General features: G+C 60.1%; 14 protein-coding genes and 2 tRNA genes. 6 read left to right on the top strand and 10 right to left on the bottom strand.

Annotated features, from left to right (window positions below; translation table 11 throughout):
* The first annotated feature begins 234 nt into the window (after positions 1–234).
* Positions 235–2031, top strand: coding sequence for a DAHL domain-containing protein (locus tag BLP82_RS00195; RefSeq protein WP_092164359.1), 1797 nt, complete (start codon positions 235–237; stop codon positions 2029–2031).
* Positions 2032–2219: 188 nt separating this feature from the next.
* On the opposite strand, the gene BLP82_RS31445 is transcribed toward BLP82_RS00195, so the two are convergent.
* On the bottom strand, positions 2220–2411 hold the full coding sequence (locus tag BLP82_RS31445) for a DUF2188 domain-containing protein (RefSeq protein ID WP_092164988.1): 192 nt from the start codon (positions 2409–2411) through the stop codon (positions 2220–2222).
* Between the two features lie 101 nt (positions 2412–2512).
* Positions 2513–3412, bottom strand: a complete 900-nt coding sequence (locus BLP82_RS00185; RefSeq protein ID WP_092164358.1) for a polysaccharide deacetylase family protein — start codon at positions 3410–3412, stop codon at positions 2513–2515.
* A 240-nt stretch (positions 3413–3652) separates the two neighbouring features.
* On the opposite strand from BLP82_RS00185, the gene BLP82_RS00180 reads away from it, so the two are divergent.
* From BLP82_RS00180 to BLP82_RS00170, 3 genes are all read left to right on the top strand, one after another.
* Positions 3653–3907: a DUF6555 family protein gene (locus BLP82_RS00180; protein ID WP_060742222.1), complete on the top strand. Its 255-nt coding sequence runs from the start codon at positions 3653–3655 to the stop codon at positions 3905–3907.
* A 148-nt stretch (positions 3908–4055) separates the two neighbouring features.
* Positions 4056–4286, top strand: coding sequence for a hypothetical protein (locus tag BLP82_RS00175; protein ID WP_092164357.1), 231 nt, complete (start codon positions 4056–4058; stop codon positions 4284–4286).
* 118 nt (positions 4287–4404) lie between these two features.
* Positions 4405–4830 carry a hypothetical protein gene (locus tag BLP82_RS00170; protein ID WP_092164356.1) on the top strand — a complete coding sequence of 142 codons (426 nt, stop codon included), beginning with the start codon at positions 4405–4407 and terminating at the stop codon, positions 4828–4830.
* Positions 4831–4863: 33 nt separating this feature from the next.
* Here BLP82_RS00170 and BLP82_RS00165 read toward each other — a convergent pair whose 3' ends face one another.
* Together BLP82_RS00165 and BLP82_RS00160 are read right to left on the bottom strand one after the other, a co-directional pair.
* On the bottom strand, positions 4864–5091 hold the full coding sequence (locus tag BLP82_RS00165; RefSeq protein WP_047698619.1) for a PLD nuclease N-terminal domain-containing protein: 228 nt from the start codon (positions 5089–5091) through the stop codon (positions 4864–4866).
* Between the two features lie 86 nt (positions 5092–5177).
* Entirely contained in the window at positions 5178–5363 is a 186-nt protein-coding gene (locus tag BLP82_RS00160) for a hypothetical protein (RefSeq protein WP_060742221.1), read from the bottom strand.
* A 282-nt stretch (positions 5364–5645) separates the two neighbouring features.
* On the opposite strand from BLP82_RS00160, the gene BLP82_RS00155 reads away from it, so the two are divergent.
* Positions 5646–6008, top strand: coding sequence for an NUDIX hydrolase (locus BLP82_RS00155; RefSeq protein ID WP_092164355.1), 363 nt, complete (start codon positions 5646–5648; stop codon positions 6006–6008).
* A 75-nt stretch (positions 6009–6083) separates the two neighbouring features.
* On the opposite strand, the gene BLP82_RS00150 is transcribed toward BLP82_RS00155, so the two are convergent.
* Together BLP82_RS00150 and BLP82_RS00145 are read right to left on the bottom strand one after the other, a co-directional pair.
* Positions 6084–6170, bottom strand: a tRNA-Leu gene (locus BLP82_RS00150).
* A 194-nt stretch (positions 6171–6364) separates the two neighbouring features.
* Positions 6365–6438, bottom strand: a tRNA-Cys gene (locus BLP82_RS00145).
* Between the two features lie 391 nt (positions 6439–6829).
* Here BLP82_RS00145 and BLP82_RS00140 point away from each other — a divergent pair.
* Positions 6830–7609, top strand: a complete 780-nt coding sequence (locus tag BLP82_RS00140) for a TSUP family transporter (protein ID WP_092164354.1) — start codon at positions 6830–6832, stop codon at positions 7607–7609.
* On the opposite strand, the gene nudC is transcribed toward BLP82_RS00140, so the two are convergent.
* The 4 genes from nudC to BLP82_RS00120 form a co-directional block, all read right to left on the bottom strand.
* On the bottom strand, positions 7577–8407 hold the full coding sequence (gene nudC / locus BLP82_RS00135) for an NAD(+) diphosphatase (protein WP_092164353.1): 831 nt from the start codon (positions 8405–8407) through the stop codon (positions 7577–7579). The two genes, BLP82_RS00140 and nudC, sit on opposite strands and share 33 nt — an antisense overlap.
* Positions 8408–8413: 6 nt before the next feature.
* The gene (locus BLP82_RS00130) at positions 8414–9226 is read right to left on the bottom strand and encodes a crotonase/enoyl-CoA hydratase family protein (protein ID WP_092164352.1); all 813 of its coding nucleotides are present in this window, start codon (positions 9224–9226) and stop codon (positions 8414–8416) included.
* 266 nt (positions 9227–9492) lie between these two features.
* Entirely contained in the window at positions 9493–10968 is a 1476-nt protein-coding gene (locus BLP82_RS00125; protein ID WP_092164350.1) for an efflux transporter outer membrane subunit, read from the bottom strand.
* On the bottom strand, positions 10965–14069 hold the full coding sequence (locus BLP82_RS00120; RefSeq protein WP_092164348.1) for an efflux RND transporter permease subunit: 3105 nt from the start codon (positions 14067–14069) through the stop codon (positions 10965–10967). Before BLP82_RS00120 ends, BLP82_RS00125 begins: the two co-directional genes overlap by 4 nt.
* Positions 14070–14150: the final 81 nt, after the last annotated feature.

The following is a 14150-nucleotide window of genomic DNA, read 5'->3' as shown; positions in this document are numbered from 1 at the left end:
CAGCTCCATCCCGGAGCGCCCTGAGCAAGCGTTGCCCCTCTCGAACGCTACACTGCCAATGAACCCGACGTTCATCGTTAGCAGGGAGCTCAACGTGTACCCAGGCAAAAGCAGACCGACACGCCCCACATTACGACGATTACCTTGCCTCCCCTTCGGCTCATGCCTTGAGCAACTCCCTCCCCCCGGCAATTCACCGACGCATTCGATAAGCACCCTGGACAGGAGAGTAGCGTGACCACTCTTATCAAAAAATATAAATGGCCCGCCTTGCTGGCCATCGCGCTTATTGTGTTTTCCGCACTGATATTCTTCTTGATCAAGTCATACACGTACGACTCATCGACCTACTTCGAGTCCCGCGACTTCATTCGTCAACTCAAACAATCCGATGCGAACTGGAACGGCAAGATCCTGAGGAAGAAGATCGGCATCAACAACAACCTTTCACTGGCCCCGCCCCCGGAGGCCGACAGTCGCTGGCAGCAGTTGGAGCGGCTCAATAACTCCGGCCCCTTGGCGGCGCTTTGGATGTCCCGGCGCAACGGTTATGTGGATGCCGTCAAGAACAAGACCTTGCTGGTGGAGCAATTCGAACAACACAATGCCCGGCTGCGCACGTCCCTGGATGCGCTACCGCAGGCCGAAGACCAGATTCAAACGCTGCTCAACGACATGCACATCGACAGCCCCATGGAGCGCCTGACCGTGGCGTCCAATGTGCTCGAGCTGACCCTGACAACACTGGAGTTCGGGCTTTATGTCACGACGGACAAAGCCCGGGAAATACAAGGCAAGCTGACTGAACTGGAGCAGTACATTCACCCGTTGCCCGCCACCTTTCAGGCACCCTTCATCAGCCTCGTCCAGCACGTCAAGACCATTGTCCAGGAACAACCGATGGTCAATGACCTGCTTGACCGCATCAGCGTCATTCCGGTTGCCCAGGAACTGGACAACATCAATGAGCTGTTGAACGAAACACAGCGCAGGACCGCCGCAACCGACCGTCAATACCACATCTACCTGGCTGTATGCGCCAGCCTGATGGCACTGCTGATGATCTACCTGGCGGTGCGCCTGGTGCGCAGCTATGCCGTGATCAATCAGATCAACCAAGCGTTGCAATCGTCCAACGAACGCCTGGAAGAGCGCGTGCAGGAACGTACCCGCGAGTTGAAGGAAGCCGAACGCGAACTGGTGGATGCGGCCCGAATGGCGGGCATGGCCGAAATCGCGACGAATGTGTTGCACAACGTCGGCAATGTGCTCAACAGCGTCAATATTTCCGCCGAGCTGGTGACCCGCAAGTTGAGGAGCAGCAAGACGCTCGGACTCACGAAAGCGGTCAACATGATGAACGAACATGCCGAGGACCTTGGCCGGTTCATTACCCTTGATGAAAAAGGCCGGTTACTGCCGCGTTACTTCAACGAGTTGGTCGACTCCATTGCCGCCGAACAGAGACTGCTTATCGATGAGTTGGCACAGTTGACCAGGAGCATTGATCACATCAAGGAAATCGTCACGACTCAACAGACTTACGCAGGGGCCGCCAGGCTGATCGAACCGCTCAATGTCAGCGACCTGTTCGAAGATGCGCTGCGCATGAACTCGGGCGCCCTGAGCCGGCACCACGTCACCGTCATCAAGGATTACCAGGACGTACCCGCGATCATGGGGGACAAGCACAGGTTGTTGCTGATCCTGATCAACTTGATCAGCAACGCCAAATTCGCCATGTCGCATATCAGCGAACACCCGCGTGAAATGACCCTGGGGATCCGTATCCTCGACGAAACCAACCTGAGCCTGAGCGTCAAGGACCGCGGAGAAGGCATTTCCCCAGAAAACCTGGCGCGCATCTTCAATCATGGTTTCACCACCCGCAAGGACGGGCATGGCTTTGGCCTGCACAGCTGCGCCCTGGCGGCGGTTGAAATGAACGGCCGCCTCCATGTCCATAGCGACGGCCCCGGGCACGGAGCCCTGTTTACCCTGGAGATCCCGTTGGAGTTGGCGCGTGCCTGATCAGCGAAAGACGCAGTCTGACCCACCGCGATCGCGAGCAAGCTCGCTCCCACAGGAGATATCTGGTGGGCACACTCTTGATGGGCACCCGGGAAAAAACTGTGGGAGCGAGCTTGCTCGCGATCGCGGCGTGGCTGTCACCCAGAATTTGAATGTACTGACCGCATCGCGAGCAGGCTCGCCCCCACCTATTTCGTATTCCCAGGCCGATCGCTACGGCTTCTCCGGGTCGGTAATGCGGCCGCGTAGGCCAGCGATTCCTCGCGGGAAGCAAAGGAGCCCAACCGGTCAGCCTGGGTACAGACTCTCCATGGGCCGCTGTTTACGCTGAGCACGTCATAACCGTTGATGTGCATTTTCGTCATCATCGCAGTACTCATGATCACCTCCGACTTCAACAAGGGTGCAGCGCCTACCATACACGCTGATTACCCACGGCTGCCGACCGGACGTCGCGAAGCCAACTGCACCCTTGGCGTCCTCAGTGGGAATCCGAATCCCACAACCAGTCCCACAATCCCGGCAAATGGACGGGCTCTGCACTGTGATCGACCGTCCGGGCCAAGGCCGCTCGCTCCAATGCCTGGTGATCATCATAGAACGGCCTGGCGGCGGTCCTCATGCCGGTCGCCTTGGCGCTGTCGAGCAGGATCTGCAGGTATTCGCGGGCATGTCGGGCGGTATAACGATTGATGTCGTGAAAGGTCACCACCACCGGGATAACCCCATCCACCGCTGGCAACTGCCCGGCGGCGATACGCTCGCGCACCTCGGACAGTTGTCGAGTCAGGTTGATCCGCCGCCGAGGGCTCATCGTGATGCCCCAGACCTTGCCGTCATTGGCGCTCAGGTCGGTCAACAAGATGTGCAGACCATGTTGCCGGTAGGCCGCTGCGGTACGCCTGTCGAAACTCCAGAAAGGTGGCCTGACCAGGGACGGTGCCGCACCGGTCATGGCGGCAATATCACTCCCGCCACGGGTGAGCGATTGCTCCAGCTCATCAGGGCTCAGGAACCGATGATTGGTGTGCCAGTAGGTCGCCGTATGGAAAGCCAGCACATGGCCTTCCTGCTGCTGACGACGCATCACTGAGCGGCCGATATCACTGCCGCCGGCCCGCGGCCCGCGGGTCTGGAGAAAAAACACGGCCTTGATGCCGGGCTGTACCGGGTTGTCTGCGAGAGCGTCCAGTACCTCCAGGCTAGGGTTCCAGATAGACGATGCGCTGGGACCATCATCGAATGTCAGCAGGAAACGGATCGGGGGTTGTTCGTGCAAGCGTTGTTCGGTTTGCGGCGTCAGTTCGATGGGGGCGCCAATGCAGCCCGATAAACCGATGGCGAGGGCTGCCATGGACAGGACCCTGGCGATTTTTTTCATGTTTTGCCTTTAATTGATGCCGCGTTGCTTCGCCTTTGATCCCTGGCCGACGGTGTTGAAGCCCACCTTGGAGAAGGGTAACCGGGTTTGGTTCCTTGCTGTAAACAATGGCTGTTCGAAAAATTTTTTGTGGCCCCCGCACTTGAGCTTGCACGGTATTAATTTGACCGTCTGGAAATTCGATGGAATTTTCCCAATGCCTTTGCATCCATCCGTATAGGACTATATTAGGGAGGATTTATGGGCGGGCCATCGCTTTACATCATTGACTACATACTCCATGGCGAACCCAAGTCATTCATTATTCGCGCAGAAGTGATGAATAACTCCGAGGCTTGGCATTGGGCCAGCTGCGACGCGGGAGTCGGACGCATACCGAAATTCGGTAGGGAGAAGGTCAAGCGGGTTTCCAAGCCCCTGGCGGAAAAATACGGCATTACCGATGTACGCTGGCGGGCGAGTGTCGCGCCGACTTGGGTCAAGGAGTCCGGCTGAATAACGTGTGCCCTTTCCGGCGCCGGCTGTCTGGCCGGGCGCCGGATTCTTCGACAGATCCGAAATAACTCAACTACGCTTAAATCGCAGCATGACCCGCCCCTGGCGGGTTTCGTGCTGCCTCATCAACCCTGAATGGAGGTGTGACATGTCCGAAAAAGAGTCCATCACCACCCTGCTCACCCTGCTGGAATCGCGTCAGGCCAGGCTCACGGCAGCCTGCAAGGAAATCGCCGATTGGGTCGACCATCAGGGCGGGCACCCTACCGCGGTGCGTATCCGCGATCGGCTCAACGACATCGAAAAAGACGCCCCGTCGATCCAGAGCGCGCTGACGTCACTCAAGCCCGCCGAGCCGCCGCTGCCCAAGTTCCGCTGACACGCCACGTCAGAGGTTCCCCTTGAGTTCTACCGGTTGGAAAACTGATGGAACACGGACATTTTTTGCACCTCGGAATGGATAGGCACCGGTGCAAAAGCCGCAAAGGGAGAATCACATGAATGCCAGAATCCTGCTATTGATCGCTTGTGCGAGCCCCGCCGCCGTCATGGCCCAAGGCTGCGACGTCATCACCCAATCCCAGAGCCAGTCGGTTCCGGTGATCGAAAGCCATAGCTGCTACGAATACAAAGGCATGCCCGCCGAAACCCTGGATTGGTCTTGCAGCAATGAAAGCAAGGGAACGCTCAGCACCCAAAAACGTAAAGTCGAGCGTTGTGCCGAGGGATATGTAGCGACCTGCCAGGCCAGGCTGACCCAGGAAGCGTTGGCCAACCCACACTCAACCAGCAAAGACAAACACGGTGGATCGGCCAACCTTCCCGATAATGCCAAGGTGAACTGGTACTACTATGGTGTCGAGCAGCTACAGCAGGCCCAGGAAGATTGCGAAAGCACCGGCGGCGACTGGAAAAACCAGTGACAGGCCGGCGCGTCAACCGCAGCTTGTTCGTTCCTAGCCCTTGCTGTGCTCCGGGGAAGACGGCCCCTCCTTGATGCCACGGGGCCCGGCTACGCCCCAGATGATCAGCCCCAACACCGGCAGGATGATCAACAGCAGCGCCCAGCCGGCCTTGGTCCCGGCCGACTTGTCGCTTCGAAAGACACTGACGATCGCCCATAGATCAACGAGCAGCAACAGCACCGCGACAGCGATCCAGAAGTAACTGGCTAATTCAGACATGGCCTAATCCTCTTGTCGGTTTAAGGATTAGGCACAGCCGTTCAGGCACCGTTCAAAGAGTTTCGCCCATGGCGCGTGCATGGCAACTACCCCCGCTCATTCAGATAAGCGACCCACCGCTCATAGGCTTCATGTTGACGCTGAACCGCCTCATCCCAAGTCGATCCGCTCATTTGATGGACACATATGAGCTTCATCATTTCCGCTGTTGCCGTATCGAGCTCCACCAGGAGCTCATGGGATTTGATCTTGAAGTCTTCAACGGTGGTCATCTGTCTGTCCTTCCCCCTACCGGGGGCAGCCATTGCACCCAACATGGATTCATTTTTTCGAAGCGGATTCCCTTCGAGGCGATAGCCGGTCGAAAGCCCGGCGCTGACGGTAGGAGGAGAACCGGGAGCGACAACAGACTCAAATGAACTCAGCCGTTCCCACCCCGTCGTGGTCTTACGGATAGGACCCTGAAAAATCGATATTTGAACGAGCCATTAATGCCAGGCTCAAATATTGCAGATATATTTCAGTTTAATGACAGTCACGGATCGAACACCACCATGAAAATTCGAGCGACCGTCATCTGCGAGGACAATCGCCACGTCCTGCTGGTTCGCAAAGCCAATAGCCGCTGGACGCTACCCGGCGGTACCGTCGAACGCGGGGAAACCCACGCGGGAGCAGCCATCCGGGAACTGGCGGAGGAAACTGGCCTGGACGTCGAGAACCTGCTCTATCTGATGCGAATCCATGACGGGCAGACCGAGCACCACGTGTTCGAAGCCTCAGTCAGCGACTCGGCGGCGGCCCGGCCACAGAATGAAATCAGCGATTGCCTCTGGCACCCGCTGGATGCCATTGCCCAACTGCAAATGAAAAAGGGCACGCGGGATATTCTCGAGGCATTTCGCCGGCGGTTGTGATGAGTCGGTACAAGCGGGGAACTGAAACGAACAAGGGTTTGCATTAGCTTTCGCTCGCAAACCCTTGATTTTAGATGGTGCCCGAAGCCGGAATCGAACCGGCACGCCCTTACGAGCGGGGGATTTTAAGTCCCATGCGTCTACCAGTTTCGCCATTCGGGCGGTAGCGCGGTTAACCATGGCAACGTCGGCAAAATCCAATGGCCGAAGTCCTGGCTGGTGCAGCAAGAGGGGGGAATATATACATCCCTCCTCTGCGAAGCAAGGTAGCTTATGCCCTTTTCAACGCAAAACCTTTCAATGCTTCGAAAATAAAAAAGCTCCGTAAATCATAGATCTACAGAGCTTTTTAAAAGTGGAGGCCGAAGTCGGAATCGAACCGGCGTAGGTGGATTTGCAATCCACTGCATAACCATTTTGCTATTCGGCCTCAAGACGCTTGATGCAATGCAGCCACATCAACCGCGGTACAAACCTGATCAGGAAAAAAGTCACTTACTCAGCGCTATCTCCTTGAAAACATTGAGATTTTTTACGTCCCAGTGCGTTCGATGGGCGCAATTATGTACTCATTTGCCTAGGCTGACAACCCCTTGATTTCAAAAAAAATTCGTCCAATGGCCAGCTTCCGCCAGACAGCTACATCGGGGTGCCAGGTGGAGGGTGGCAGGCTTTGGAGTTGCTTCGCAACCCAGTGGGAGCAAGCGTCCTCGCCACGGGAACGTCACAGGCCTTAGAGACAGTCGCAGCCCTGCACCATTATGGGTAACATACCGGCCTTCCCGCAGTCCTTCTGCGACCTGCCAAAATAAGCCCATTCCATGCCTTTCGAACTCAGCGTTGACCTCACTACCCTCGCTATCCTTGCCGTTGTCGCCTTCATTGCCGGTTTCATCGATGCCATCGCCGGTGGTGGTGGGCTGCTGACCACGCCGGCGCTGCTGACCGCAGGCCTGCCACCTCACCTGGTCCTGGGGACCAACAAACTCAGCTCGACCTTCGGCTCGGCGACGGCCAGCTTCACCTTCTACAAGCGCAAGCTGTTCCACCCGAGGCAATGGACCCACGCCCTCGTCGGCACACTGGTCGGGGCCCTGACCGGCGCCATCGTCGCCCATTACCTGCCTGCCGAGTGGCTGAACAAGATGCTGCCGGTGATCGTCTTCGCCTGCGGCCTGTACCTGTTGTTTGGCGGCACGCCCAAGGCACCGCTGGACAGCGACGCACCGATCAAGAAGACATGGCAGTCGTCCCAGGGTTTCAGCCTGGGTTTCTATGACGGCGTGGCCGGGCCGGGTACCGGTGCGTTCTGGACGGTCAGCAGCCTGCTGCTCTACCCCATCGACCTGGTGAAGGCCAGCGGCGTGGCGCGCAGCATGAATTTCGTCAGCAACATCGCGGCGCTGTCGGTGTTCGTCTTTTCCGGACAGGTGGACTGGGTCATCGGCCTGAGCATGGGCCTGTCGGTGATGATCGGCGCGTTCTTCGGCGCTCGCACCGCCATCAGCGGCGGCGCGAAGTTCATCCGACCGGTGTTCATCACCGTGGTGCTGGGCTTGACCGTGCGTCTAGCCTGGCAGCACTGGTTCAGCGTGGCCTAAGCGCCGCGCCACATAAAGGTCGATCAGGTAGCGGGCGATCGAGCGCGAGGCCGGCAACGGTGGCAGGTCGTGGACGTTGAACCATTGGGCGTCCTCGATTTCATCTTCCTGGGGCACGATGTCGCCGCCGGCATATTCAGCGTGAAAACCGAGCATCATCGAATGGGGGAACGGCCAGCACTGGCTGCCCATGTACTGGATGTTCTTCACCTCGATACTGACCTCTTCACGCACTTCCCGCACCAGGCAATCCTCGGCCGACTCGCCGGGCTCGGCAAACCCCGCCAGGGTGCTGTAGACGCCCGTGACGAAACGCGGCGAACGGGCCAGCAGGACTTCATCGCCACGGGTAATCAACACGATCATGCTCGGTGAAATCCGCGGGTAATGGCGCAGGTCACAGGCGTCACAATACATGGCCCGCTCCAACGGAATCTGGCTCATGCGCTTGCCGCAACTGCCACAGAAGCGATGCTCCCGGGCCCAGGTGCCGATCTGCGCCGCATAGCCCAACACCTTGTACAGCGTGTGGTCGTCCTCGAGCATGAACGCCCGCAGGCCTTTCCAGTTGCAGCCAGGAATGTCCAGCGGGCTGTGCAACTCCAACAGGTAGACCGGCTCGCCATCCAGGTGACCGATGCCGTGTTCGGCGAGGATCGACAGGTCTTGGCGCTTGAGCCAGTCGCGGGGGAACAGCGCGCCGTTGTCATCGAACAGAAAGCCTTCCGGGCTACGGGCCACGGCCCAGCCGCCAGGAAGATCGGTATCGAGTACTGCGGTGGTCCAGCGTGAAATCATGGTCAGTCAATCCAGAAATTCGGGTTTCTGTTTGCTCATATGGGCGGTCATGGCCACGCGCAGGTCGGTCGATTGCAGCATGGCGGCGTTCCAGGTGGCGACGTATTCCAGGCCGTCGTCAATGCTGTGGTCGCGCATGTAGCTGATCATTGCCTTGGTGCCGGTCACGGCAATCGGCGACTTGGCGGCGATTTCCCTGGCAATGCCCATCACGCCGTCGAGCAGGCTGGCAGTGTCGCTGTAGACACGATTGACCAGGCCGATGCTGCGCGCTTCTTCGACACCGAAGGTCCGCCCCGTATAAGCGAGTTCACGCAGCATGCCGTCCCCGATGATCCGCGGCAAGCGTTGCAATGTGCCAACATCGGCAGCCATGCCGATATCGATTTCCTTGATGGAGAACTGGGCGTCCTCGGCGGCATAACGCATGTCGCATGCGGCGATCAGGTCAATGGCTCCGCCCAGGCAATAGCCTTGAATGGCCGCGAGCACCGGCTTGCGGCAATTGTCCACGGCGTTGAACGAGGCTTGAAGTTGCAGGATCTTGCGCCGCAACAGGCGCGCATTGCGTCCCACGTCCTTGCCCAGCTCGTTGGCCACACCGGCCAGCATCATCAGGTCGATGCCGGAGGAAAAATGCTTGCCGGCACCGCTGAGCACCACCACCCGCGCCTCATCGGTGTCGTCGATCCATTGGAAGATCTCGATGATCTCGCGCCAGAAATCAACGTTCATCGCATTGATCTTTTCCGGGCGATTGATCTGCACATGGGCGATGTTATCGGCAAGTTCGACGTTGAACGCTTGGTATTGCGACATGGCAGTGATCCTTTACCGGCTGAAAAGAGGCCTGAACTATAACAAGCCATCGCGACAGGACGTAGGCAGTGCATCGGCCAAAAGCGGGACTTGGCTGCCGACCAAGCTAAGGTGCCCCCTGTGGCGAGGGGATTTATCCCCGCTGGGGCGCGAAGCGTCCCCTCTTGCATCCTGCCTGACGTACCGCAGTGACAAAAATAGTTGGGGCTGCTGCGCAGCCCAGCGGGGATAAATCCCCTCGCCACAGGGACCTGCTTCGTTCTGACTTACTCATCCGTCTTTAACTGCCCATCCCAACCACCGCCCAACGCCGCAATCAGTTGCACGCTGGCAATCAAGCGGCTCTGTTGCAGGCTCAGCATGCTGCGTTCGTTGCTCAGCGCGGTGGCCTGGACGGTGACCACGTCGAGGTAGGCAATCAATCCGGCCCGGTATTGGTTCTGCGTCAGGCGCAGGGATTCCCGGGCGGCGTCCAGGGCTTCCTGGCGCACGCGGGCTTCGTCTTCCAGCACCTTGAGCTGGATCATGTAGTTTTCCACCTCGCGCAAGCCATCGAGCACGGTCTGGCGATAGGTGGCGACGGTCTGGTCATACGCCGCGACGGTGCGGTCGACTTCCGCCGAACGCTGGCCGCCATCGAACAGCGTCATCGCCAGTTGCGGCCCTACCGACCAGAAGCGGTTCGGCACGCTCACCCAGTTGTCGTAGGTACTGCTGCTGTAGCCGCCGCTGAGGCTCAGGGTCAGGTCCGGGTAATACGCGGCCTTGGCGACGCCGATGTTGGCATTGGCGGCCATCACCGAGCGCTCTGCCGAAGCGATGTCCGGCCGGCGCTCGAGCAGTTGGGAGGGCAGCGCCACCGGGATCTGCGGCAGTGTTGGGATGTCTTGTACCTCGGCCAGGTTGAACTCCGCCGGCGGCAAGCCGATGAGCACGGCGATGGCGTTTTCGAACTGGGCTCGCTGCCAGATCAGGTCGATCAGGTCGCCCTGGGTGGTCTTGAGCTGGTTTTGCGCCTGGGCCACCGCGTCCTTGCCGGAGACGCCGGCACGGTATTGGTTTTCGGTCATTTTCAGCGAGCGCTGATAGTTGTCGACGGTGGTCTGCAACAAACGCTTCTGCTCATCGATCACCCGCAACTGCAAGTAGTTCTGCACCAGTTCCGATTGCTGGCTCAGGCGCATCGCCGCCAGGTCGGCGAAACTCGCTTGCGCGCTCGCCTCGTCGGCTTCCAGGGTGCGGCGCAACTTGCCCCACACATCCGCCTCCCAACTGACGCCGGCCTGGGCGCTGTAGGTGTCGCGAATGCCGCTGGACGAACTGCTCAAGCTCGAACTGCTGCTGCCGGTGCCCTGGCTGGAGCGCGTCTTGCCAACAGTCAGGTCCACCGTGGGGAAAAACGCACCACGAGCATTGCGCACCAGTGCCCGGGCCTGCCGGTACTGGGCTTCGGCCTGGGCCACGGTCTGGTTGGAGGCGTTGAGCTTGTCCACCAGGCCGTTGAGTTGCGTATCGCCGTAGAACTCCCACCAGGCGCACCGGGCCAGCGCATCGCTGGGGTTGGCCTGGCGCCAGCCCTGGGCCTCCTTGTATTGCACCGGGGCGGCCGCCGCGGGGCGCTGGTAATCCGGGCCGACGGCGCAGGCGCTGAGCATCGCCACGCACAGCACCAGGCTCAGCACCCGCGAACCACGGGCGGTCGCCAGCGTTGCGGCAAGATTGAAAGGCGAACGGTCGGTCATAGCGGAGTTTCCAGGGCAGCATCAGTGCGCACGCCACGCCAGCGGTTGAAGCGATGGCGCAGCTTGTCGAGATAAAGGTAAACCACCGGCGTGGTATAGAGCGTCAGTATCTGGCTGAACACCAGCCCACCGATGATGGTCAGGCCCAGCGGCTGGCGCATTTCCGCGCCTTCGGCGGCGCCGAGCAGCAGCGGCAAGGCCCCCAGGATCGCCGCCAGCGTGGTCATCAGGATTGGCCGCAATCGCAGCAGGCAAGCGCTGCGGATCGATTCCAGCGGCGTCTGCCCGGCACGCTCCAGTTGCAGCGCCAGATCGATCATCAGGATGGCGTTTTTCTTCACCACGCCGATCAGCAGGAACAGCCCCAACAGCGAGATCAGGCTGAACTCGCCGCCCAGGGCATAGATCGACAGCAACGCACCGACCCCGGCCGATGGCAAGGTGGACAGGATGGTCAGCGGATGGATGTAGCTTTCGTACAGCACGCCCAGCACCAGGTACACCGCCAGCAACGCGCCGAGGATCATGAACGGCTGGCTCTTCTGGGTGGCGGCGAACGCGTCGGCGGTACCGGCCATTTTCGCGATGACATCCTCGGGCATCCCGAGCTTGGCAATCGCCCGCTCGATAGCCGCAGTGCCCTGCTCCACCGTGACGCCTTCGGCCATGTCGAAGGAAATGCCCTCGGAAGCGAACTGGCCTTCATGGCTGACACGGTCGTCCTCCAGGCTGTTCTCGTAATGGGCAATGGCCGACAGCGGCACCCGCGCGCCGTCGGCGGTGATCACCTGGACCTGTTCGAGGGTATTGGGATCCTGGGCATACTTGGGATTGACCTCCATCACCACCTGGTACTGGTTGAGACTGTCGTAGATGGTGGAAATCTGCCGCTGGCTGTAGGCGTTGTTGAGCACGGCGGTGACCATGTCCATGTCGATACCCAGGCGCTTGGCCTGGTCGCGGTCCACCACCAGCGTCACCTGCTGCGCCCCGCCACCGTCGCGGGCATCGATGGCGGTCAGCTCCGGCAAGGCCCGGAAGGCCGCCACGACCTTGGGGTACCAGGTGCGCAGCGTCGCCAGGTCGGCGCTTTGCAGGATGTAGGAATACTGCGAAGTGGTCTGCTCGCGCCCACCACCGAACTGCAGGTCCTGGTCGGCCATCAGCATCAATTGGCCGCCGGGCACCTTGGGCATTTCCTTGCGCAGGCGCTCGATGACTTTCTGTGCGGAAATCCCCCGCTCCTTGATCGGCTTCAGACGCACCAGCATGAAGGCGTTGTTGGTGCCGTTGTTGCCGCCGATGAAACCGGCGACACTTTGCACCGCCTCGTCCTTGAGCACGGCACGACGGAAGATTTCCATCTTCGGCTGCATCACATTGAACGACAGCCCGTCGTCGCCACGCACGAAACCGATCAGTTGGCCGGTGTCCTGCTGTGGCATGAAGGTTTTCGGCACCACCACATACAACGCGACGTTCACGCCAATGGTCACCAGCAGGCTGAGCAAGGTCAGGCGCCGATGGCGCAGCACCCAGTCCAGGCTGATGGCGTAACCGCGGACCATCCGCTCGTTGAGCCCCTGGCTCCAGCGCTGCAAGCGGTTCTCCTGCCCCGGTACGTGAGGCTTGAGCCAACGGGCGCAAAGCATCGGCGTGAGGGTCAGCGACACCACCAGCGAGACCACGATGGAGGCCGCCAGGGTGATGGAGAATTCGCGGAACAGGCTCTCGATGATGCCGCCCATGAACAGGATCGACAGGAATACCGCCACCAGCGAAACGTTCATCGACAGCAACGTAAAGCCGACTTCTTCGGCGCCCATATAGGCAGCTTTCATCGGTGGCACGCCTTCGTCGATGTGCCGGGAAATGTTCTCCAGCACCACGATGGCGTCGTCCACCACCAACCCGGTCGCCAGGATCAACGCCATCAGCGACAGGTTGTTCAAGGAGAAACCGTACAGGTACATCACCGCGAACGTGCCTACCAGCGACACCGGTACCGCCAGGGTCGGGATCAGCGAGGCGCGGAAGTTGCCGAGGAACAGGAACACCACCAGCACCACCAGGGCCACGGCGATCAGCAAGGTCATTTCCGCCTCATGCAGGGTGGCCTTGATCACCGGCGAACGGTCCATCGCCAGGTTCAGCTTGACGCTGGCCGGCAGCACCGCCTGCAACGCCGGCAGTTGCGCCTTGATCTCGTTGACCGTCTCGATGATGTTGGCCCCGGCCTGGCGGTTGATCACCAGCAGCACGGCGGCATCGTTGTTGAAGAAACCGCTGTTGTAGCGATCCTCGACGCTGTCGGTGACTTTCGCCACATCCTTGAGCCGCAGCACTGAGCCGTCCTGGTAGCGGATGATCAGCGTCTCGTAGTCCTTGGCCTTCTCCAACTGGTCATTGGCCTGCACCTGCCACATGCGCCGGTCGTCCTCCACCGAACCCTTCGGCCGGCGCACGTTGCTGTCGGCGATAGCGGTGCGCACGTCATCCAGGGCCACGCCGTACTGGTTGAGCAATTGCGGTTCCAGCTCAATGCGGACCGCCGGCAGGGAGCTGCCACCGATCTGCACTTCACCGACTCCCGAGACCTGGGACAGGCTCTGGGACAGGATGGTGGAGGCCAGGTCGTAGAGCTGGCCTTTTTCCAACACATCGGAAGTCAGCGACAGCACCATGATCGGCGCCTGGGACGGGTTGACCTTCTTGTAGGTGGGCATGCTGCGCATGCCGCTGGGCAACAGATTGCGCGACGCATTGATGGCCGCCTGCACTTCCCGGGCGGCGCCGTTGATGTCGCGGTCCAGGTCGAATTGCAGGATGACCCGCGTAGAGCCCTGGCTGGAGCGGCTGCTCATGGTGTTGACCCCGGCGATAGCACCGAAGGAACGCTCCAGGGGCGTTGCCACCGTCGAAGCCATCACCTCGGGGCTGGCCCCTGGCAGGTTGGCCTGGACCACGATGACCGGGAAATCCATCTGCGGCAGCGGCGAAACCGGCAGCAGGCCGAAACACACGCCACCGAGCAGCATGATGGCGAAGCTCAGGAGCATGGTCGCCACGGGGCGGCGGATGAAGGGGCCGGAGAGGTTCATCGGCCGCCGCTCCGGGCTTCAGACCGAAGACCGAGAAGAATGACCGGGCTTTTGTGGCGAGGGGATTTATCCCCGCTGGGC

This window comes from Pseudomonas sp. NFACC37-1, assembly GCF_900101575.1.
Taxonomy (GTDB): domain Bacteria; phylum Pseudomonadota; class Gammaproteobacteria; order Pseudomonadales; family Pseudomonadaceae; genus Aquipseudomonas; species Aquipseudomonas fluorescens_AA.
The sequence above is the reverse complement of the archived record's forward strand: the minus strand, read 5'-3'. Positions and strand labels throughout refer to the sequence as shown.